The 22,022-nt window shown below is 66.9% G+C and carries 16 protein-coding genes; 2 read left to right on the forward strand and 14 right to left on the reverse strand.

Translation table 11 applies throughout. The features are described 5' to 3' along the window. Nucleotides 1–46: 46 nt before the first annotated feature. The 7 genes from BWQ93_RS06610 to BWQ93_RS06640 all read right to left on the reverse strand — a co-directional run bounded on the left by BWQ93_RS06610 (nt 47) and on the right by BWQ93_RS06640 (nt 13,294). Nucleotides 47–4,153: a hypothetical protein gene (locus BWQ93_RS06610; protein WP_198040488.1), complete on the reverse strand. Its 4,107-nt coding sequence runs from the start codon at nt 4,151–4,153 to the stop codon at nt 47–49. A 65-nt stretch (nt 4,154–4,218) separates the two neighbouring features. After that, nucleotides 4,219–7,161 (reverse strand): calcium-binding protein, encoded by a 2,943-nt coding sequence (locus BWQ93_RS06615; protein WP_077029819.1) that lies wholly within the window; start codon nt 7,159–7,161, stop codon nt 4,219–4,221. Nucleotides 7,162–7,193: 32 nt separating this feature from the next. Next, complete coding sequence (locus BWQ93_RS06620; RefSeq protein WP_077029820.1) at nt 7,194–8,042, reverse strand: FkbM family methyltransferase; 849 nt, start codon at nt 8,040–8,042, stop codon at nt 7,194–7,196. Between the two features lie 44 nt (nt 8,043–8,086). Beyond that, nucleotides 8,087–9,703 (reverse strand): capsular polysaccharide export protein, LipB/KpsS family, encoded by a 1,617-nt coding sequence (locus BWQ93_RS06625; protein WP_083720691.1) that lies wholly within the window; start codon nt 9,701–9,703, stop codon nt 8,087–8,089. A 10-nt stretch (nt 9,704–9,713) separates the two neighbouring features. After that, nucleotides 9,714–10,832: a polysaccharide biosynthesis/export family protein gene (locus BWQ93_RS06630; protein ID WP_077029821.1), complete on the reverse strand. Its 1,119-nt coding sequence runs from the start codon at nt 10,830–10,832 to the stop codon at nt 9,714–9,716. Between the two features lie 5 nt (nt 10,833–10,837). Next, complete coding sequence (locus BWQ93_RS06635) at nt 10,838–12,157, reverse strand: glycosyltransferase family 4 protein (RefSeq protein ID WP_077029822.1); 1,320 nt, start codon at nt 12,155–12,157, stop codon at nt 10,838–10,840. 51 nt (nt 12,158–12,208) lie between these two features. Beyond that, nucleotides 12,209–13,294 carry a glycosyltransferase family 4 protein gene (locus BWQ93_RS06640; protein ID WP_077029823.1) on the reverse strand — a complete coding sequence of 362 codons (1,086 nt, stop codon included), beginning with the start codon at nt 13,292–13,294 and terminating at the stop codon, nt 12,209–12,211. A gap of 46 nt (nt 13,295–13,340) precedes the next feature. On the opposite strand from BWQ93_RS06640, the gene BWQ93_RS06645 reads away from it, so the two are divergent. Continuing rightward, on the forward strand, nt 13,341–13,991 hold the full coding sequence (locus tag BWQ93_RS06645) for an ABC transporter ATP-binding protein (RefSeq protein ID WP_077029824.1): 651 nt from the start codon (nt 13,341–13,343) through the stop codon (nt 13,989–13,991). Between the two features lie 11 nt (nt 13,992–14,002). Here BWQ93_RS06645 and BWQ93_RS06650 read toward each other — a convergent pair whose 3' ends face one another. From BWQ93_RS06650 to BWQ93_RS06680, 7 genes are all read right to left on the reverse strand, one after another. After that, nucleotides 14,003–15,175 carry a hypothetical protein gene (locus BWQ93_RS06650; RefSeq protein ID WP_077029825.1) on the reverse strand — a complete coding sequence of 391 codons (1,173 nt, stop codon included), beginning with the start codon at nt 15,173–15,175 and terminating at the stop codon, nt 14,003–14,005. Next, on the reverse strand, nt 15,172–15,972 hold the full coding sequence (locus BWQ93_RS06655; protein WP_077029826.1) for an ABC transporter permease: 801 nt from the start codon (nt 15,970–15,972) through the stop codon (nt 15,172–15,174). Before BWQ93_RS06655 ends, BWQ93_RS06650 begins: the two co-directional genes overlap by 4 nt. Next, a complete protein-coding gene (locus tag BWQ93_RS06660) occupies nt 15,969–17,132 on the reverse strand; it encodes a glycosyltransferase family 4 protein (RefSeq protein ID WP_077029827.1) in 1,164 nt (387 codons plus the stop codon). The genes BWQ93_RS06655 and BWQ93_RS06660 overlap by 4 nt, the downstream gene beginning before the upstream one ends. A gap of 7 nt (nt 17,133–17,139) precedes the next feature. Next, a complete protein-coding gene (locus BWQ93_RS06665) occupies nt 17,140–18,402 on the reverse strand; it encodes a capsule biosynthesis protein (protein ID WP_083720695.1) in 1,263 nt (420 codons plus the stop codon). A 72-nt stretch (nt 18,403–18,474) separates the two neighbouring features. Beyond that, a complete protein-coding gene (gene kdsA / locus BWQ93_RS06670; protein ID WP_077029828.1) occupies nt 18,475–19,332 on the reverse strand; it encodes a 3-deoxy-8-phosphooctulonate synthase in 858 nt (285 codons plus the stop codon). Nucleotide 19,333: 1 nt separating this feature from the next. Further along, nucleotides 19,334–19,738 (reverse strand): hypothetical protein, encoded by a 405-nt coding sequence (locus tag BWQ93_RS06675; RefSeq protein WP_077029829.1) that lies wholly within the window; start codon nt 19,736–19,738, stop codon nt 19,334–19,336. Nucleotides 19,739–19,812: 74 nt separating this feature from the next. Further along, entirely contained in the window at nt 19,813–20,712 is a 900-nt protein-coding gene (locus BWQ93_RS06680; protein ID WP_443029362.1) for a hydroxymethylglutaryl-CoA lyase, read from the reverse strand. A 136-nt stretch (nt 20,713–20,848) separates the two neighbouring features. Between BWQ93_RS06680 and BWQ93_RS06685 the strand changes: the two genes are divergently transcribed. Further along, on the forward strand, nt 20,849–22,012 hold the full coding sequence (locus tag BWQ93_RS06685) for a CaiB/BaiF CoA transferase family protein (protein WP_077029830.1): 1,164 nt from the start codon (nt 20,849–20,851) through the stop codon (nt 22,010–22,012). Nucleotides 22,013–22,022 lie beyond the last annotated feature (10 nt).

Raw genomic sequence — 22,022 nt, forward strand, 5'->3', positions numbered from 1 at the left:
TGTCAGCTAAAAGCAAGAATTGGTGCCGGTATGCCGCAAGTCATCGTCATAACCAAGTGAGATGGTCGAAAGACGAACCGACGCGTGAGGAAGCGAAACCGTCTGCGAAATCCGGCCCGCTCTGCGGCGAGACGAAATCATGATCCTGCATTGCCGCGAGTTTCGGCACTGCAGGCGGGATCGGGGTCAGGATGAAGTCGTCGACCGTCAACTCGCTCATCGTCACGTTATGGAGGACGATCAGGTTTCCGCCGCCGAGATCGATCGCACCGTCGGCCCCCACTTGGCGGAAGTTCATCCGCAAGGATTCGAAGATCGCCGTGGCGCCGGGGTTGTTCGAGGCAGCATAGGCCGACAGGTCGATCCGGTCCGAGCCGCGCTGGAAGTCCCCGATGACGTCGGCGCCGTTGTTGCGTCCGAAAACAAAGATGTCGGCACCGGCCTCGCCGAACAGCACATCGTTTCCGCCCATGCCGCTGAGCGTGTCGTTGCCGCCGCCGCCGAGCAGATAATTGTTCGCGGCATTGCCCGTGATCCGGTTGTCGAGCGCATTGCCGACGCCGAAGGGGGTATTGCCCTCGAGCACCAGATTTTCGGTGTTGGCGTAAAGATAATAGCCGGCGCCGGCGATATTGGCATAGACGGTGTCGGTTCCGCCGCCGACCGCCTCGAAGGTCAGATCGTCGGGCGTGTCGACATAATAATGGTCGTCGCCGGCGCCGCCGTCCATCAAATCATAGTCGCCGAGACCCGAATTGCCGCGCAAGATGTCGCTGCCGGCGCCGCCGACGAGAATGTCGGTGACGAAGCCGGCACCGCCGATCAGCGTATCGTCGCCATCCTCACCATAGAGCGAGTCGGCATCGGCGCCGCCGTCGAGGATGTCGTTGCCGATCCCGCCGACCAGATAATCGATCCCCGCGTCGCCGAACAGATGATCGGCGCCGCTTTCGCCGAACAGGCTGTCGACCCCGCCGCCGCCGCGCAGCACATCCTCGCCCCCGCCGCCGAGCAGCAGGTTCGATCCCTCGTTGCCGTCGATCATGTTGCCGAGCGCGTTGCCGACGCCGAACAGGTCGCCGGCGCCCGCCGCGAGTTCGAGATGCTCGACATTCGCGAACAGATAATGGCTCGCCGACGCGATGACGCTGTCGACGCCCTCGTCGGCATTTTCGAAGATCAGGTCGGCACTGTCGTCGACGCGGTAGCTGTCGTTGTTCTGCCCGCCGTACATGCGGTCGGCGCCGATGCCGCCGTCGATCGCATCGCTGCCGAGCCCGCCGGTGAGGATGTCGTTGCCCGCGTCGCCGACGATGTTGTCCGACCCGCCGCGGCCGTCGATGATGTCGTCGCCTTCGCCGCCGTAGAGATCGTTGGAGACATTGTCGCCGGTGATCGCGTCGGCGAAGCGGCTGCCGATCGCATTTTCGATCGAATTCAGGACATCGACATTGTTCGCGAAATCGGTGCCGTAGTTCGACAGGAGCGAGATGGTGACTGCGCTCGCGGCGTCGTCGTAGCTGACGGTGTCGATCCCGGTGCCGCCGAACAGGCTGTTGCGTCCGGCACCGCCGGCGAGCAGGTCGTTGCCTGCCCCGCCCTCGACATAGTCGTTGCCCGCACCGCTGCGCAGTTCGTCGTCGCCGTCGCCGCCGTAGAACTGGTCGCGGAAACCCGAGCCGATCAGGACGTCGCGCGCCGTGCCGCCGAAGATGGGCAGGCTCGATTCGCCGGCCTGGCCGGCCAGATTGACCATATTGCCCGCATTGGGGAGGATCAGGCCGGTGATGACCTCGATATTGCGGATGGTGCCGGTGAACAGCGTCACGCCGGTCGCGGTCGCGAGGTCGGCGATGTCGAGGGTGACGCCCGCGGTGGCATTGGCGAGGTTGAGGAACAGGCTGTCGATCCCCTCGCCGCCGTCGACGGTGTCGCCGCGCCCCGCCGACAGCACGTCGTCGCCGCCCTCGCCGTACAGCGCATCGCGGAAGGTATCGGTGATCGCGGGGTCATAATCCTCGCCCGCGGCGAAGATGGAGTCGCTCCCGTCGCCGCCGCGCAACGTGTCGGCACCCGACCCGCCCAGCAGCCTGTCGCCCCCGTCTCCGCCGACGAGCAGGTCGTTGCCGTCGCGGCCGTCGAGGGTGAGCCCGGAGAAGGGGGAGATCACGGCGCTTGAAATGCCCGTGATCTGGTCGTTGCCCTGGCTGCCGATGATCGTGCTGAGCCCGGTGATCGAGCGGAGCGTGCCGGTGCCATTGGCGACCGTCCCACCCGTCGTCAGCGGTCGGAAATCGATGCGCACGCCTGACGCGGAGCCCTGGAGATTGAGGCTGAGCGTGTTTTCGCCGCCGGCGCCGCCGTCGACGCTGTCATTGAAACCGGCCCAGAACAGCTCGGCCCCGGGGCCGCCGATCAGCGTATCGGCCTCGGCCAGCGTGTCGAGATTCTCGAAGCCGTTGTAGAGATGCGACGCCATGAGCGCGCTGGTGCCGGTCGAGGTCAGCGTATCGGCACCTGCACCGCCCACGAGCGTGTCGTGCCCGCCCCGGCCCAACAGCGTGTCGTCGCCGTCGCCGCCATCGAGAAAGTCGTTGCCGATGCCGCCCATCAGACGATCGTTGCCGAGCCCGCCCGACAGCATGCCGCCGGCGTTGTTGCCGCTTATGATATTCGCCAGTTCGTTCCCGATGCCGTCGAGCCTGCTGTTACCGATCAGCACCAGATTCTCGATCCCTGCACCGAGGGTGTAGGTGATGCTGGCCTCGACGGTATCGAAGCCCGCGCTATCGATCACCTGGTCGCCCTCGCGGTCGACGATATAGACGTCGTCGCCGCTGCCGCCGATCATCACGTCGATGCCGGCGCCGCCATCGAGCCGGTCGTTGCCCGCCCCGCCCTCGATCCGGTCATCGCCCCCGCCGCCGGCGAGCCGGTTGTTCCCGGCGTTGCCGAGGATGAGGTTCGCGAGCTCGTTGCCCGACAGCGCGAGCGGCGTGGTCGCGGCAAGGTCGGCGGCGGCGATGGTTTCGACCGCCGAACCGGCGCCCAGGTGGAAATCGACCGTAGCGTTGACGCGGTCGTTGCCCTGGAAGGCGCGCTCGGTCACCGTGTCGCCGAGATGGTCGACCAGATAGACATCGTCGCCCTTGCCCCCGTCGAGCGCATCGGCGCCCGTGGTGCCGTTCACGATATTGTCGCGCACGCTGAGGTCGACCAAGGTTACCTGTCCCGATTGGGGATCGCGATAGACCATATGCTTGCCATCGGGGCTGATGTGCAGTTGTGCCCCGCGCGTTCCGATCCCGAAGTTCCAGTCGGTCATATCAACCTGGAATCGGTCGATTTCGGTAAAGTTGGTCGTTTCCAGCGCAACGATTTCGCCGGTCGCCATGGAGTGATAGTAGAGGATTGCGCCGCTGGGATCGAAAGCGAGCGCATCGATCTCGCCGGCTACACTGACCATGCGCAATCCATCGACCGTTAGATCGAAAATATTGATCATGCGATATGAATTGGGCTGCGCAATCAGCCCGCGAGCCTCGCTGATCGCCTGAATGCCGTTGTTGAAGCCCTCGCGTATTGCGTCGAACTGATAATTGTCATCCCACGCCACGAACCGGTTCGCCACGCTATCGTAAACGGCCAGCGGACCATCGCTGGTCCCCCCGGCGGCGGCGAGGACATAGCGTCCGGATTCGGTAAGATATGAGCCGCCGCCAGAGAGAGGTAGCGGCAACGACGTGAAGGTCCCGGTCGCGAAATCGAGCGAATAGGCGCCGGCGTCTCCTGAAGCGGACCTTTGCCCCACCGTCACGATCGCGTGCGTCCCGTCGGTCGTCTCGATATCGAAGGCCGGCGCCCCGCCGGGCACGGCGAAATTCGTTACGGCACCGGTGACCGTCGAGACGCGGTGCACCGTGGTGCCATTCTCCTGGAGCACGAGTATGAATGCGCCGTCCTCGGAAACGCTCATCGCTCCCAGGCTGCCCGTGACCAACCAGTTCTGGACCTGGTTACCGGTCGCCGCGTCGAACGCGTATATGCGCCTGCCGCTCGCGACATAGACGACCGAACCGTCGGGGCTGAACGCGATGTCCGAGGCCCCGCTCACCACCAACTGGGTCAGCTCCACGCTATCGTCTGCTGCCATGTCTTCGCTCCCCACCATGCGGTCGCCCGCATTGCCCTGTCCTCAAAATGCCTGTCCGCGCCGGCTCAGGCGAAACCCAGATGGTCGCCGGCCCGATAGTGCGGCATCCAATGATCGGGCAGCCAGTCGAGCGCCGGGCCTCCCGCGTCGGCCGCCGACGCCTCGGCGAATTTCGCCGCTTCCGCGAGATCCTCGATCTTCGGCGCCGAGGCCGTCAGGATGAAATCGCCCTGCGTCAGCTGGCTCATCGTGACATTGTGGAGGACGACGAAGTCGCCGTTGCCGAGGTTGATCGCGCCATTGACGCCGACCTGGCTGAAGCCCGCCTGGACCGCGGCGAAATTCGCGAAGCCGAACGCCGACAGGTCGATCTTGTCGGTGCCTCGCGCAAAATCGCCGATCACGTCGCCGCCGGTGCCGCGCTCGAAGACGAAGCTGTCCGCCCCGCCCTCGCCGAAGAGCACGTCATTGCCCGCCTTGCCGTTGAGCATATCGTTGCCAGCCCCTCCGAGCAGATAATTGCCGATCGCATTGCCGGTCAGGCGGTTATCGAGCTCGTTGCCGACGCCGAAGGGGGTATTGCCCTCCAGCACGAGATTTTCGGTGTGGGCGTAGAGATAATAGCCCGCGCCGTCGATATTGGCATAGACCGTATCGGTGCCGCCATTCGCGGCCTCGAAGGTGAGGTCCGCAGGGGTATCGACATAATAGGCGTCGTTGCCCGAGCCGCCGTCCATCCGGTCGTAGTCGCCGAGCCCCGAATTGCCGCGAAGAATGTCGTTGCCCGCGCCGCCGACGAGGATGTCGGTGACGAAATCGCGATGATCGAGCGGCCGATTCGCGCCGGTGATCGGGTCGCGAATATATTCACGGTCCGCGATCAATTCGTCGTCGCCGTCGCCGCCATAGACCGCGTCGGCGCCCGATCCGCCGCGAAGGAAGTCGTTGCCGCTGCCGCCGACGATATAGTCGACGCCATAACCGCCTTCGATACGATCGTCGCCATCTTCGCCGAACAGGCTGTCGTTGCCCTCGTCGCCGAAAAGCTGGTCGTTGCCGCCCCCGCCGATCAGGAGATTATCGCCGGCATTTCCGGTGATGACGTTGGCCAGCGCGTTACCGACGCCGAAAAGATCCTGATAGCTCTGGATGAGCTCGAGATTTTCGACCTCTTCGGGAAGATAATAGCTGATCCACGACTTGACGCTGTCGATGCCGCCGCCGGTGAATTCGAAGATCATGTCGGCGGTGTCGGCGATCATGTAGCGGTCGTTGCCGCCGCCGCCATAGAGACGGTCGGTGCCGCCTTTGCCGTCGAGTTCGTTCGCACCGTCGTTGCCGACGATCAGATTGTCGCCGTCATTGCCCCAGCCATATGTCCCGGTCAGGACGTATAGTTCCTCGATATGGGGGCGCAGAAAGTGGAAATCGGCGGTCGAATAGACGCGGTCATAGCCCTCGTCCGCGAATTCCACGACGCGGTCCCATTCGTCGTCGACGCGGTACACGTCGTCGCCCGTGCCGCCGACCAGCCGGTCGCCGAAATAGGTGCTGCCGACCGCGTTGGTCCCGCCATCCAGCAGATCGTTTCCGGCCCCGCCGTAAAGCAGATCGTCGCCGGCGCCGCCCCGCAGTTCGTCGTTGCCGATGCTGCCGACGAGCGTGTTGTCCGCCGCGGTGCCCGTATCGGCGGCCGCGCCGGCCAGCAGGATCGACGACGCGCCGATTGCGGCATCGACGGTGAAGACGAGCTCGTTGTTGCCGGACGTCGCGCGAACCGTCGTGCGGCCGTTCGACACCGAAAAGCCGAGCGTCACCGATCCGAGCGCGCGCAGGTCGATGCGATCGACGCCGACCTCGAACCCTTCGATGACGTCGCTCGATCCCGCGGTCGAATCAGCAAAATCCAGGTACAGGAATGTATCCGCGCCGCCCCCGCCGCGCAGCGTGTCGGCCCCCGCGCCGCCCGCGATGACGTCGTTGCCGGCTCCGCCCTGCACAAGCTGGTTGCCGCGGCCGGCGAGGATGATGTCGGCCTGGTCCCCGCCCGTCACCGATCCCGTGTGGGTCCCCGCCGTTCCGACATAGGTGTTGAAGCCGTTGTTGAGCAGGACGTCACCGACGTGGGTTCCATTGTCGCGGATCACATCGTCCCAGATGCTCAGTTCCCACGCGCCGTCCCAGCGGCTCGACGCGCTGGTTTCCACGCGGTTGTAGCCGGCCTCGAAGTAGAGACGCCCCTCGATCGTTCCATTGTTTTCGACGTGCAGCGCCGACGAATAGCCGTTAAACATCCGGATCGCGTCGTCGGCGACGATCCGGCCGTTGTTGATCACCGTCCCGAACCAGTTGATATTGTCGGAGTTCGGGCGGAGCGCCAGCCCGATCGAGGCGATCGGCCCGCCGCTGGAGGCCTCGATCAGGCCGTCGTTCACGATCGTCGATGCCCCGATTACCGAAGCACCGGCAAATGCCGACTGATAGATAGCTGCGGCACCGAGCGGAAAGGAATCGACGGTGAGGTTGCCAATCGCCCGAATGGTGCCGGTGTTCCAGATATAGCCCGAATCGCGAATGCCATAGGCTTCGCCAGCGTCCGCGATGACCTCGATCAAGCCATGGTTTTCGACCGAATAGCCCGTCACGCCGATCGAGACATTTTCGGTCATCGAGCTATCGCGGTACCGGATGGTGCCCTCGTTGTAGATGCGCCCTTGCGATGCGATGGCGTAACCGAACTCGTTCGTCGCCGCGGTGCGAAGACCCTCGACCGTTCCGAAATTGGTGAAGCTCGACATGTCGCCGATGCGGATCAGCCAGTCGAGGCGCGGATTGTCCTCGGCGTGACGGATGGTGCCGAAATTGACGATGGGCGCCTTGCCCTCGATCTCGCCGGTCCGGGCCTGGCCGCTGTCGACATAGATTTGCGCGACGATCAACTCGTCGCCCGCCGCGACCGTGAACGGGTTCTTAAGCGTCAGTCTTTCGGAGTAGCGCGTCGTCGCCATCAGTAATTTACCTCAAAAGCAGTCGTCGGCGATCACCGCCGGAACACCAGCATGTGATCGATATTGTGCGGCATCGCGAAAATGTCCTCGCGGCCGATCGGGCGGATGCCGTCGATCGGGTGCACGATCTCGAGCGAGAAGCCGTAGGCGAGGACCTCGTCGAGGAAACCGCGCGGGTCGTCGTAGCGCTGGACGGTGAATTCCATGAAGATCGTCAGCGGGCGCTTCTGCTTCAGGATGCCGGTCATGCCGTGCCAGACCTGCTGCTCGAAACCCTCGACGTCGATCTTGATGAACTCGGCGGCGAGCGCATGCTCGATCGTGTCGAGGCGGCGCACCGGCACCACGGTTTCGGAGGTCGTGTTGCCCGACCGTCCGGCTCCCGGCAGCAGGATGCGGCCGCCGCCGGGCGAGCTGTCCTGCACCTCGAGCCGCAGTTCGGACTCGCCCGCGCCGAGCGCGAGGCGGTGGAGATCGGTGAAGCCCGCGAAGCCGTTCACCTGCAGGCTCTTGTCGAGCAGCCCCGCCAGCCGCGGATTGGGCTCGAACGACAGGACGCGCCCCTCGGGCCCGGTGAGGTCGGCGAGGAGCAATGTGAAATAGCCGAGGTTTGCGCCGACATCGAGCACGACCGAGCCGCGCCTTACGCTGCGCAGCATCGCCTCGGTCACCCACATTTCCCAGAAGCCGTCCATCATCAGATGGCTGGCGATGCCGATGTCGCGCGTATCGACGAACATCTTGTAGCGCCCGAGCACGCGGCACAGCGCATCATGGTCGCCCAGATAGTGCGAGCGGCAGAGCCCGCGAATATCGGCTTCGTTGTCGGAACGCGGGTAGCTCAGCAGCCGCCAGATGTCATAATATTCGGCCGCGACCATAAACCCCTCTTATCTCGATCTTTATCGAGTAATAACTGTTGATACTAGTGCGAATTGTTCCAGTTTCGTGGCATTGCGACGAGCCGTGCGAGCATGCTTCGCAGCGCCGAGCGCGGCGGAGCGTCGGCGAGCGCATCGAGCAGATGTTCGGGCGAACAGGGCAGTCCGCGGTGCGGATCGACATAGAGCGGATAGAGGATCAGCGTCGCGGCGACCAGCTGCGCGAGCGTCAGCTGCCGCGCACGCCGCTCGAAGCGCAGGCTGTCGAGTGTGAGGCCCCAGCCGGCGTAGAAGGGGCGGCCGTGGACGAAGACCTGCTTGCCGCGGAGCAGCGCCTCGAAACCGAGCAAGGACGAGCGGACATGGACGATATCGACCTGTTCGAGCAGGTCGCTGGTGTCGCCGTCGGTCACGATCATGTCGACGTTTGCGGCGATGCCCGGCTCGCGCCACTCGCCGCGGCGAAGCCCGGCGACGACGTCCGGGTGCGGCTTGTAGACGATCGCGGCGCGGGGGTTTTCGGAGCGGACCATCGCGGCGATCGCGGCGAAGTCCATCGGTCCGCCGCCCGCGGTGATCGAGAGATCGTCGGCGACCTGCCCGGCGATCAATATCCTGGGCTGACCATCCGGGAGCCTGACCGGCGCGCCCCGCAGATTATATTTGGTGGCGCCGCGCGCGCGGATCGTGGTGATCAGGGCGGCGGCGCGCTCGAGCAGCCGGTCGTCGAAATCGGCGTGCTGCAGCAGATGCTCGAGATCGCTCGGGCGGTCGGGGTCGTAATAGATGCCGCGCCGGTCGACTATGATCGAGCAGGGCTGGACGAGCGCGGCGCCGAGCCCCGCCGAGCGAATGAAGCCATCCTCGATGCGGGACACGCATTCGGGGCCATAAGCCGCCTCCAGCGCGGGAAGATCGGCGCGCGAGGGCCAGGCGGCGACGGCTCCGGCGCCCTCAGTCGGGCGCGACCGGAAGGCGGCGTCGGGCGATCCGGTCAGGAACTGGCGAATGCGGCGGCGTTTCCAGCGCGACATGCCGAACAGCGCGTCGATGCCGCGCGTCCGCTCGACCGTGGTTCGCCAGAGCGTGAGATAGGCGAGCAGGTGGCCGAGCGGCCATGGGCTGCCGTCATAGGGCGAACGGGCGTGGTAGTCGCGGCAGAGAGCGGTGATCACCCGCTGCGCGTACCCCTCTACCGGTTGCTGCGATCCGTCGGCTTCGACCTGGACCAGCGGCTTTCCGCCGAGCGCCGCGAGCGTGGCGAAGGGGTCGCCGGTGTCGTCGCAATAGACGCGGGTCGCGCGATCGAGCAGCGGCCAGGGATCGGCCCGGCCATCGAAGCGGATCGCCGCGGCATCCGATGGTTGGGGGCCGACGAGCAGGATCGGAGCCCCTCCCCTGGCTGCTTCCATCAGGCGCGGCAGCCGCGCGGCATCGGTGCAGGCTACGGCGACCAGCGGATCGTCGTGCTTCTCCAGCCATGCCCGAATATCCGGCGGCAGCGGCTGCCAGAAATAGCCGCCGATGCGTCCTTCGACGATCGCCGCGATGGCAGCGTCGACTTCCTCGGCGGAGGGCATCGGACGGCCGGGCGCCTCTTGCCGCAGCAGTCCCTTGTGAAAGCGATGCAGCGGGATCGGCAGGAAGGATGGCGCGGACATCGCTCGCCGGTCAGCGCGTGAGCACGTCGACGGTCACTATCGGGGAAGTCAGCTGGTTGAGCATCTGCACCAGCTTGGCGAATTGCGCCGAGCGGGCGTTGGCGATCAGCACGACGTCGTCGTCCTGCATGCGGAAGCGGCTGGCGATGAAATAGCTGCGCGGATCGAGCAGGTTGAGCCGGTAGATGGTCGGAACCGCGGTCATCGTGCCGCCGACATCCTTGTCGACATAGCGGAAGACGAAGACCCCGGTCGCGTCGGCCTGGTTGTCGATCGGCCCCCCGGCGCGGGCGAGGCCCTCGACCAGCGAAACCGGCGTGTCGGCGAGCGGCACCTCGGCCACGTCGCGCGCGGCGCCAATGACCGAGAAGCTCTGCTGGCGTTTGAGGAGCTGGACGACGTCGCCCGGCATCAGCCGGACGTTGGCGGCGTCGCCGGCGCGGATCTGGTCGAGCGGCATTTCCTGGCTGTCGCCCGCGCGCGCCAGCCGCACGATCAGGTTCGATTGCTGCTCCGACGGGCCGCCTGCCGCGGCGACGACGTCGAGCACGCGCTCACCCGCCGCGGTGATCGCGATGCGGCCCGGCGCCTTGACCTCGCCCCCGACGGTGATCGAGCGCATCGGTCCCGACGCGACGCGGACGAGCACGTCGGCGCGCTGCGACAGGCCGCGCAGGCGCTCGCGGATTTCGGTCGCGACCCCCTGCGGCGTGCGGCCGAGGACGTCGATCGGGCCGACATAGGGAATGGCGACATAGCCGTCGGCGGGGACGCTGATCGTCGGCAGCGCGGCGCCCGCGGCCGACACCGCGGGATCCTTCGCATCGCCGCCGTCGATCGCGCCGAACAGCCTGTAACCGACCTCGAACACCACGATCTCGAGATTGTCGCCGACCAATATCTGTTCGCTGCTCGTCGTGCCGTCGGTGAAGGACCAGGCGGCGGACGGCGCGATCGGCGTATCCTCCTCGCTCCAGCCGCTTTCGTTGAGATCGACGAGGTCGAGCGCGCGGCCGTCGGCGAGCGCGGCGGGTTTGGTCACCTGCCCGATCGTCGGCGAGGCCGAGGGCAGCATCGAACAGCCGCCGAGCGTCGCCGCGAGCAGCGCACCGATCGCAGCCGACCGCATCCGCGTCACCGGCGGCGCCCCGCGAGCAGGCTGTCGTAGAGGGTCGTCAGCCGGTCCTGATAGGTCGCCATCGAGAAATTCGCCGCCTGCGCGATGCCGCGGCCGAACAGGTCGGCGCGCAGCTCGGGTTCGTTTTCGATCCGGCGCAGCGCCGCGGCGATCTGCTGCACGTCATAGGGGTCGACGAGCAGCGCCGCCGAGCCGGCGACTTCGGGCATCGAACTGGTGTTCGCGGTGATCACGGGCGTCCCCAAGGTCATGGCTTCGAGGATCGGTAGCCCGAAACCTTCGTAGAGAGAAGGGAAAGCCACGCCCTTCGCGCCGCGCACGAGCAGCATGAGGAGGCGCCGCGGCAGATAGTCGATACGGCGGATATTCTTGAAGATCGTCTTCATCGGCCGCGTCTCGTCGCGCTGGATCAGCGACAGTTCGACATCGGCGCCCCACGCGCGGCGGCCGAGGATGACGAGCGGCGCCTTCACCCCCGAGGCGAGATAGGCCTCGATCAGGCGGCCGACATTCTTCTTGGGCTCGATCGCGCCGAAGAAGAGGAAATAATCCTGGAAATCGAGGCGGAAGATGCTCCTCACCGCCTGCGCGATATCGGCCTCGTCGCCGCTCGCGAGGCTCAGGCTCTGCGCCGACGGCTTGATCGCCTGATAGGTGTTGGTGATCTTGCCCTCGGCCTCGGGGAAGAAGTCGACGATATCGGCGCGGCTGGCTTCCGACACGGTGACGATATGATCGCCCTTGCGGATGCAGGCGCGCATCAGCTTGTGGTAGATCTTCTTGTTGTCGAGGCTGGCGTAGGGCAGCTTCAGCGGCACCAGATCGTGCATCGTATAGATGTTTTGCGCGCCGGCGACCTTGATCGGCCAGGGATAGGTCCAGTGCATGACATCGGGCCGCTCGGGCAAGGCGACAGTCGTGAAGGTCCCGAAACGGCGAAAATTGCGCATCGCCTGGTCGAACAGGTCGGACACGGTGAACAGCCGGTCGAAATCGGGCAGGCGGTGCGCGAAGGGGCGCGTTTCCTGTTTTCCGTGCAGGTCGACGAGCCGCGCCTTGCGCGCCTTGACGGTCCAGCTGAGCTCGCGGCCCCAGCCGAAACTCCACGAGCGCGGCGCCTTCGACTGATATTCGGCGCCGAGCGCTTCGAAAAAATTGACGTTACGCAATACTCTGCGGAACGGCGTTCGCAGACCGTAGAGGCCGTCGAGCTGATGCCCCGCATTCTGGATCGCATGCGCCAGCGACATCGAATAGGTCGCGACGCCGGTGCCGAACGGCAGCGCCAGATTAAAACCATCGATTCCGACCCGCATTTTTCCTCCGGCTTCATTCGGCGGAGTGGATCGTCGATTCGAAATTCCGCTTTAATCGAGACCACCTAGCTGGAGAAACTGGTCGTAGGCAAGGCGCAAGCGCCGCGCGAAAGCGGCGTCGCCGTAGCGGTGGAAGCGGGATGGAAGGTCGCGTTTCGGCGTGGCGGGCGCATCGGCGGTTCGGCGGATCGCATCGGCGATGGCGCCGACATCGAACGGGTCGACGAGCAGCGCGGCATCGCCCAGAATCTCGCGCGATACCGACGAATTGGAGGCGATGGCGGGGACGCCCGCGAGCAGCGCCTCGACCGGCGGCAGGCCGAAGCCTTCGGCGAGCGAGGGCATCAGCAGCGCGCGGCTGTTGGCGATGAGCGGCGCCAGGGCGGCGTCCTCGAGCCAGGGCAGCCGAATAATATTGGGGTGCGCGAGTTCGCGCGCGAAGGCAGCGCGCTCGGCGCGGTCCGGCCAATGGCCTTCGGGGCCCGCGACGACAAGAGCCAGCCCGGTATCGGAACCGCGCCAGGCTTCGACCGCGCGCAGGACATTCTTGCGCGGTTCGACGGTGCCGAGCAGGAGGACATAGCGTCCGGGCTCCAGCCCCGCGGGCAAGGGTCCCTCGCCCGCCGGTCGCACGACCGGCTGCCAGGTGCAGACCGCGCGCCGCGGATCGATGCCGGTGGCGGCGATCAGCGCGTCGCGCGTGACCTCCGACACGCAGGTGAAGCAGGCGCCCTTCGCGGCGAGCGCGGCGAGCAGACGGCGGAAGCGGCGCCGCGGGATCGCCGAATATTGGGGCTGGTCGATCGGGATCAGGTCGTGGATCGTCACGACGTTGAGCGAATCCCCGGCCCACAGCGGCATCGGGTGCGACCAGTGGAAAATGTCGGCGGGGTGGCTCAGCGCGACGCTGCGCTGTCGCCCGGTCAGCGTGAACCATTTCTGCGCATCGGCAAAGCGGCGCGGCCCGACCCGCGTGACCGCCGCGCCCGGCTCGGCGCTGTCCGTCAGCAACTCCGGCGGCGCGAACAGGTCGGGGCTGCTCTCGATGCATCGGCGCAGCGCATCGCGGTAGCGGCGGATGCCGGTCCCCTGCCCCCAGCCGACGCTGCGCTTGTCAAGGGCGACGCGAGGCGTCATCTAGGGCCGAACGCGGGCCGCCGGCCCATCATATGAGCCTGTATCGATGATCGTCTTCAACCGGGTTTCCAAATCCTATGCGACCCGAAACGGGCGCCATCACGTCCTCGATAACGTCAGTTTCACGATCGAAAAAGGCCAATCGGTCGGGGTGTGCGGGCATAATGGCGCGGGCAAGTCGACGCTGCTGCGCCTGATCGCGGGGGTCGAACAGCCGAGCAACGGCACGATCCGGCGCGACATGTCGGTGTCGTGGCCGCTCGGTCTCTCGAGCAGTTTCCAGAGCAGTCTGAGCGGCGCCGACAATGCGCGCTTCGTCGCGCGCGTCTATGGACGTCCGGTCGAGGAAGTGCTCGATTTCGTCGAGGATTTTGCCGAGCTCGGCAATTATCTGCGCATGCCGCTGCGCACCTATTCGGCGGGGATGATGGCGCGGCTGGCGTTCGCGGTGTCGCTCGCCATCTCGTTCGACTGCTATCTGATCGACGAGATCACCGCGGTCGGCGACGAGCGTTTTCAGGACCGCTGCCGCGAGGCGCTGCTCCAGCGCAAACAGGAGCGCAGCCTGTTCATGGTGTCGCACGACCCCGCGACGCTGCGCGAATATTGCGACCGCGGCATGGCAGTCCAGGGCGGCCAGGTCTTGCAGTTCGACACCGTCGAAGAGGCGATCGCGAGCCATTTCGCACACGCCTGACGCATCTTGGCCTAGGCGCGGTGCTCGCGGACGCCCGCGGTGACGATCATGAAAAAGGCATAGAGCAGGAGCGCGCCGAGCAGGATCGTCGCCAGGGTACGGAAAGGCTTGGGATAGACGGGCTTTTCGGGCGCGGTCGGGCGGACCACGGGGAGCACGAACAATTGCTCTTTCTCGACGCGTTCGTTCGCCGCCTGCAACGCGAGGCGCGACGCTTCGTAGCGCTTGGCGGCGAGTTCCTGCTTCAGCCCGAGTTCCTCATATTCGCCGAGCCGCTGCGACACCGCGCCGGGGGCGCCGGTCAGGCGGCCGCGGTTGCGCGCGGCGGCGGCTTCGAGGCTGCTGACATAGCCCTGCATCGCCACGACCTGCGGGCTCGACGGGCTGAGGTAGCGGCGCATGTCGGCGAGGCGCGCACGCTGGCGGTCGAGTTCGGCCTGCTGCGCGAAACCCTGTTCCTGCGCGCCCTTGCCGCTGCTCTTCGGGTCGATGTCGCCGCTGCGGTTGCGGAACTGCGACATCGCGGCCTGCGCGCCCTCCAGTTCGCCGGCCGCCTGGCCGAATTCGTCGCGCGCGATGGTGATCGTATTGTCGAACAGGCGGCGGTTGAGCTCGTTGATCCGCGCCTCGCCCAGCTTGATCACCGCATTGCCGATGGTGCGTGCATCGTCGGGGCGAAAGGCGGTGACGGTCACACGGGTGATGCCGGTGTCGCTGTCGAGACTGATCTGCACCTTGTCGCGATAATATTCGACCAGTTCCTCCATCGTCGTGTCCGACGGCGACAGCCGCGCGACGAAATCGGCCTCGGGCCGGCGGAACACCGCGGCGAGGTCGATCTTTTCGGACTTGAGCGCGCGGATCGCCTCGGGCGAGCGGAGATATTCGATCAGGATATAGCTCGCCTTGGCGCTCGGATCGAGCACCGGCGCGACGCCGAGGAGCTGGCCGAAACCGTTGGTTTCGGTGCGCGGGGCGTCGAGGCCGCGGATGACGAACTGCGCCTCGGAGCGATATTGCGGCGCCGCGATCAGGAAGAGGTAGATCGCCGAGACGAGCACGGGCACGACGACGATCCAGAACAAGGCGCTGCGGACGATGCGGCGCGGCCAGTCGCGTCTCCGCGGCGCGCGCGCGTCCTCCGCCTCGCCGGCCGTTTCGGTGGTCATGCTGGTACTGGTCATTGCAATTCGATCCTGGGCCGGACGAATCTGATGGCGGCATAACCCACCAACATCAATAGCGCCGAGCAGACGATGGGATAGGCGATGTCGAGACGGTCGGAGGCGAAGTCGCGGAACTGGCCCTCCCGCAGCAACTCGAAGATATGGACGGTGGGCACCCAGACGGCGACGCGCTGCACATTTTCGGGCAGCCAGGCGAGCAAGTAGAAGGCGCCCGAAATGGGGAGCGTCAGATAGAGCAAGGGATGGATCAGCCGCCCGACGAACGAGCTTTCGTGCGAGGCCGCCATGATGATCATCGCGAGCCCGAAGCAGAACCAGCTCATCAGGATGAGCGCGAAGATGACGAGCAAGGGATCGTGGATCGGTTCGGCGAGCCCCAGATATTGCGCGGCAAAAAGCAGGAAGAAGAGCACCGCCCCGGTGCTCACCATTTCGAGCAGCGAGCGCGCGAGCAGCATGTCAAACAAGGTGACCGGGCGATGGTAGAGCAAGGGCCGGTTCGCCTCGAGCAAGGTCTCGGCGCGCGACAGCACCGAGCGGAACATGATGAACAAGATATAGCCGCCGAGCGCGAAGGGCACCGGCTGGACATTGCCGCTGATCGGCAGCGTATAGTTGCCGTGGAGCGCGGCGACGGCGACCGCGAGCAGCACCGGCTCCATGAAGATCCAGAGAAAGCCGAGGTTCTCGCGCCCGAAGCGCGTGTGGAGCTCGCGGATCACGAGCGCGCCGATCACCCGCCGCCGCGTGTCGAGGCGCTGGAGCAAGGCGTCGGTGTCGGCAGTTCGGGTCAAAGCTGGTCCAGAAAGTCGGTGAGCCGCGAAAAATGATCGTCCCAGCTGGCCGGGCGCCAGGCGCGCGCCGCCCGGACATGATGCTCCCTTAGCGGGGAATCGGGCGCGGCAAAATCCCGAACCGCAGCGCTCCATCCCTTGGCGTCGAGCGGGTGGAGAAACAGCGGCGCGTCGCCGCCGACCTCGCGGTGCGCGGGGATGTCGCTGGCGATTACCGGGCAGCCGAGCCCCAGCGCCTCGGCTACGGGAAGGTCGAAACCCTCGGCGAAGGAGGGCGCGAGCAGCGCGCGGGCGCCGCGCATCAGCGCGTGGAGCGCGGCGTCGCTGGGGGTCTCGAGCTCGACGAGCACGTCGCGGAGCGCGGGCGAGCGGTCGATCATCGCGAGGATATGGCCGTTCTCCCAGCCACGCCGCCCCGCAATGACCAGATGCGGCGCCGCGGCACCCGCGTGCCGCGCCATGTCGCGCCACATCTTGAGCAAAAGCAGATGGTTCTTGCGCGGCTCGATCGTGCCGACGACGAGGAAATAGGGATGGTCGGCGGCGGCGGCGGGCGCTGCGGCCCCGCCGTCGCGCAGCGTCGAGCCGAAGGGCAGCTTGACGATCGGCGGCACCGGCGCGTCGCCGCAGAAGCGCGCGACGGCGCCCGCGGTGCAGTCCGAATTGACCAGCAGGCCGTCGGCCATCGTGGTCGCTGCGGCGATGCGCGCGCGGTTGGCGGAGCTATGTTTGGCGAGCGCATATTCGGGATATTCGACCGGGATCAGGTCGTGGACGAAATAGACGATCTTGCCGTCGCAAGCGTCGGCGCGGCGGCGCCACTGCGCGATGGCGCGCGCACCGGGGTGCGAGACGGTCAGGAAGCGCGCGCCGGCCCTGCGCCGTGAGGGTACGGGGCGAAGATGGCGCAGCACGCCGAGCGCCGACGCTGCGCCCGCGCGCCCGCTCCAGCGGCGCTGCTGCGCGTTCATCAGGCCGGTCACCGCGGGGCGCGACAGCGACACCCAGCCCGCGGGCGCCACATAGGCCTCGAACGTCAGGTCGAGGTCGTCCTGCGCGAGCAGGAAGGCCAGATATTCATGCTCGACCCTGTCGATGCCGGTCGGCGCGGGCAGATGGCCGCGCCGGACGAGCCGGGTGACGTCGAAAACAAGCCGCACGCGCGAATCAGGCGCCGGCGCGCGGGGCGGCGCCGAGCAGCCGGCGGACCGCCCCCGCGACGAGCATCTCGAGCGCGCGCGGGTGGTGGAAACCGCCGTTGACGAGCGCGGTCGCGCGCATCGCGCGGCACATCGTCTCGAAATTGCCGGGATCGACGGGCGGCGGCTGGGTCCAGAAACGGTCGAGGCCGCAACCGGCGGTGACGCCGGGGATATCGTAGACCGCGCGGCCGAGGCAGAAGACCGGGCAGCCCTCGGCGAGTGCGAGCGGTCCAACGGTGCTGTTGATCGTCACCACGCCCGCGGCGCGCCGTAGCAATGGCGCGAGATCGTAGCGCTCGACGAACTGAACGCGGCCCGCGAGCCCGTAGCGCGCCGCGCGCCGCACGACCCACCCGCCCCAGCCGTCGAGATCGGGGTCGAAGGGGTGCATCTTGACGAGCAGCGCGCTGTCTTGCGGCGCGTGCACGGCGAAGCTGTGGAAGACGCAGTCGATCGCGCTCGCCATGTCTGGGAAGTCCGAATGCGAGTCGATCTGATGATCGCCGTCGAGCTGCATCGGGAAGAGAAAGAAGCGGCGGTCGGCGAGCGCGGCCACGGCGGCATGGCCCGCCGCATTTTCGCGGCCGCGCCGCAGCCGGCGCCGGATCCACGCCCACATCTCGCTGACCGGCGTGTTGCGACGATGCGAGCGATAGCGCGGGTAGAAGGGGATCGTCAGCGTTTGTGCGACATAGTAGCTCACCGCCTCGACGACGCGGCGGCGAACGTTGCCGGGGACGGGTTCGACCGGCGCATCCTCGTGCGTCGCGGCTATCTGGCGGAGCTGCTCGATATCGCGCGGCAGCGCCGACCAATAGTTGGTCCCGCCTTCCTCGAACGAGACGAAGTCGGGGCGGAGCATGCCTTCCTCGACAACGAACACGCGGATGCCGCGCGCGCGGCAGAGCACGATCGCGTGGCGGTGGAGCGGGCGGTTATCGCCGAACAGGATGACGTCGGTGACGTCGCGCGTCGCTAGCCAGGCGTCGAACCAGGCCGGAAAGGCCGCGAGATCGCCCCGAAAGCCGGTGGCGCCCGGACCGCGCCAGTCCCACACGTCGCCTCCGTTGAAATTGATCCGCGAGGTGCGATGCCCCTCGGCGCGGAGCGCCATGGCCAGCATGCGGAAAAAGGGTCCGGGCAGCCCCTGCAGGAACAGGAAATGCCGCTGCGACCAGGTTCCGGTCGCGGTCAGGGAGGCATCGGCATATTGGCTCATCTGGAGCATGGCAGACCCGAAATATTCCGAAAAGAGAACAGCCGCCGAAGCCCAGCCAAAGTAAAACCCCTTAAATCGGCGCTAGATTAGGCGGGCATCGAGGTCAAGCATTTGGCCCTCGCGTACCAGACGGTGCAGCGCGACGCATTGTTCGACGAGCGCCGGCAGATGGTGAAGCGGCATCGAGGTCGCGGGATCCGACGACGCCGATGCGGGATCGGGGTGCACCTCGATGAACAGCCCGTCGCAGCCTGCCGCGACCGCGGCGCGCGCGAGCAGCGGCGAAAATTGCGGCTGACCGCCCGACATGGCGCCCTGCGACGAGGGCAGCTGGACCGTGTGCGCCGCATCGAACGCCACCGCGACGCCGGGCGCGCGCATGATCGCGAGGTTGCGCATGTCGGCGACGATATTCTGGTAGCCGAAGATATTGCCGCGCTCGCAGGCGATCGTCGGCACCGGAGCCAGCCCGGCGCGGGCCCGCGCGCGCTCGATCTTGGCGACGACCTGCGCCATGTCGGCGCCCGCCATGAACTGCCCCTTCTTGACGAGCAGCGGCTTGCCGGTGACCGCCGCGGCCTCGATCAGCGCGGTCTGGCGCGAAAGCAAGGCGGGGATCTGGAGGATATCGACCGCCGCCGCGGCCTCGGCGGCGTCGGGCGTTTCGTGGATGTCGGTGAGCACGGACAAGCCGGTGCGCGCGCGGATCGCCGCCAACTGCGCGAGCCCGTTCGTCCACCCCGGCCCGCGGTAGGATTCGCCCGAGCTGCGATTGGCCTTGAGCGCCGAGGCCTTGAAGATCGTCGCGATGCCGAAGCGGTCGCGGATCGCGGCGAGCGTGTCGGCGATCTCGTCCATGATCGCCGCTTCCTCGACGACGCAGGGGCCGGCAATCAGGAAGAAGTTGTCGGTCAGGGACGTGAGTGGGTCGCCGGTCATGTCAGTCGCGGCAGATGCGCGGCATGGCAACGCGGCCGTCCTCGACGGTGGCGCGGCAGCCGAAGGGGCTGGCCGTCGCCTGGCAGACGCCGGCGACCTTCTGCCCCGGTTGCAGGATGCGCGACGCCCGGTCGTTGGGGACGAGGCAGTCGCCCGCGCAGTCGCCGCCGCCGGCGCACGCCTTGCCCGCATCGGCGTAGCAGTCGAAGCGGGCATCGGGCTGCGCCTTGCCGCCGGCGGCGCGCTTGCCGTCGGGCGGGCATAGCGCGGCGGCGCTCGCCGGGGTCTGCGCCTGTGCGGCCGCGGCCATGGCATCGGCCCTGTCGACGCCCTGGCAGCCGGCAAGCAGCAGTGCGAGCGGCGCCGCGAACGCGGGAAAGCGGTGGATAATCAAGCGTCGACCCATGGTGGCTTGGTAAACTGTATGGCGCGAGCATACAACGACGGCCTCGCCCAAATTATCTTGGGCTGTGACCTTCGCTACGGGAAAGCCGGCGCGCGGCTTACCATCGCGGGCAAGGGCCGCCCCATCACGCCGGTGAACCAGCTCGCGGCCTCGACGATCGCGGGCAGGTCGAGCCCGGTCGAGACCCCGCCGCGTTCGAGCATATAGACCACATCCTCGGTCGGGACATTGCCCGCGGCGCCGGGGGCAAAAGGGCAGCCGCCGAGGCCGCCGAGCGAGGCGTCGACCGTGGCCGCGCCCTCGGCGACCGCGGCCCAGACATTGGCGAGGCCGCTGCCCCGCGTGTTGTGGAAATGGACGCGGACCGGGAGGCCGGCGACGGCTTCGCGCACGCGGCCGACCATTTCGGATACCTGCGAGGGCACGCCGACGCCGATGGTGTCGGCGAGCGCGATCTCGCGCGGCTGTGCGGCCGCGGCGCGCTTCGCCATCTCGACGACTCGGTCGATCGCGACCTTGCCCTCGAAGGGGCAGCCGAAGGCGGTGGCGATGGTGATCTGGCCGCTGCGGCCCGCTTCCTTCGCGAGGCCGACGATCTCGATCGCGGCGGCGAGCGATTCGTCCGAGCTCTGACCCTGGTTGCGGATGCCAAAGGTGTCGCTGGTGACGCACACCGCGCCGAGTTCGTCGATGCGGCCGGTCGCGAGCGCGCGTTCGGCGCCGCGGCGGTTGAGGACGAGGCCGATATAGGTCACATCGCCGCGAACCGGTAGCTGGACCACCAATTGCTCGGCGTCGGCGAGTTGCGGGACCTTCTTGGGATTGACGAAGCTGGTCACCTCGATGCGGCGCGCCCCATAGTCGATCGCGCGCTCGACCAGCGCGAGCTTGTCGACGGTCGAGACCGCAAGCGCTTCATTCTGCAAGCCGTCGCGCGGGCCGACTTCGACGATTTCGATGCTGCTCTGCTTCACGATATTGCCTATCTTGACCCGCGTCCGAGATTGGAGTTGCCAATTACATAGCATTCTAAGTATATCATGGCCACAGGGATGAGGAGGACCGCGGGCGGTCCCTTCCTAGGCGAACTATGGGCCCGAAGGGAATGATATGACGGAAGCGAACAGCGCGGGCGCGCTGGAGGGGTTGAAGGTCGTCGAGATGGGGCAGCTGATCGCGGGCCCCTTTTGCGGCCAGCTGCTCGGCGACATGGGCGCCGAGATCGTCAAGCTCGAGCCGCCGGGCGGCGGCGACCAGATGCGCCACTGGGGCCAGGGCGACAAGCCCAGCTGGTGGCGCGTGATCGCGCGCAACAAATATTCGGTCGCGGTCAACCTGCGCAGCGAAGAGGGCCAGGCGCTGGCGCGCGAACTGATCGCCAAGGCCGACATACTCATCGAGAATTTCCGGCCGGGCACGCTCGAGAAATGGAACCTCGATCCCAAGGAATTGCGCAAGACCAACCCCGGGCTGATCGTCGTACGCGTGTCGGGCTATGGCCAGACCGGCCCCTATTCGTCGCGCGCGGGGTTCGGCGGGATCGGAGAGGCGATGGGCGGGTGGCGCGGCATCGTCGGTTATCCCGAGCGGCCGCCCGCGCGCATGGGAGTGTCGATCGGAGACACGCTCGCCGCGACATACGGCTGTCTGGGCGCGCTCGCTGCGCTGCACCATCGCAGCAAGACCGGCGAAGGCCAGATCGTCGATTCGGCGCTGTACGAGGCGGTGCTGCAGGTGATGGAATCGACGGTGTCGGACTATTCGGCGAGCGGGGTGAAGCGCCGGCGCACCGGATCGACGCTGCCCGCGATCGCACCGTCGAACGTCTATCCGTGCGAGGACGGCGAATATCTGATCGGCGCGAACCAGGACGGCGTCTTCGCGCGGCTGGCGGCGGCGATGGGGCGGCCCGAGCTGGCGAACGACGAACGCTATGCGACGCACCGCGCGCGCGGGGCGCGGCAGGAGGAACTCGACGCGCTGATCGGCGAATGGACGAAGACGCTGACGATCGCGGAGCTGGAAGCCAAAATGCTGGAGGCCGCGGTGCCCGCGGGGCGCGTCTACGACGCCGAGGACATGCTCGCCGACCCGCATTTCGCGGCGCGCGAGGCGCTGGTGACGGTGGCGGATGCCGAGCTGGGCGAAGTCACGATGCAGGGGGTATTTCCCAAGCTGTCGGAAACGCCGGGGAGCGTAAGGCGCCCTGCCCCGCTGGTCGTCGGGCAGGATGGCGCCGAGGTGCTGAAACGGTGGCTCGGTCGCGAGGGGTGAGAGTGACGGG

The organism is Sphingopyxis sp. QXT-31, assembly GCF_001984035.1.
Taxonomy (GTDB): Bacteria; Pseudomonadota; Alphaproteobacteria; order Sphingomonadales; family Sphingomonadaceae; genus Sphingopyxis.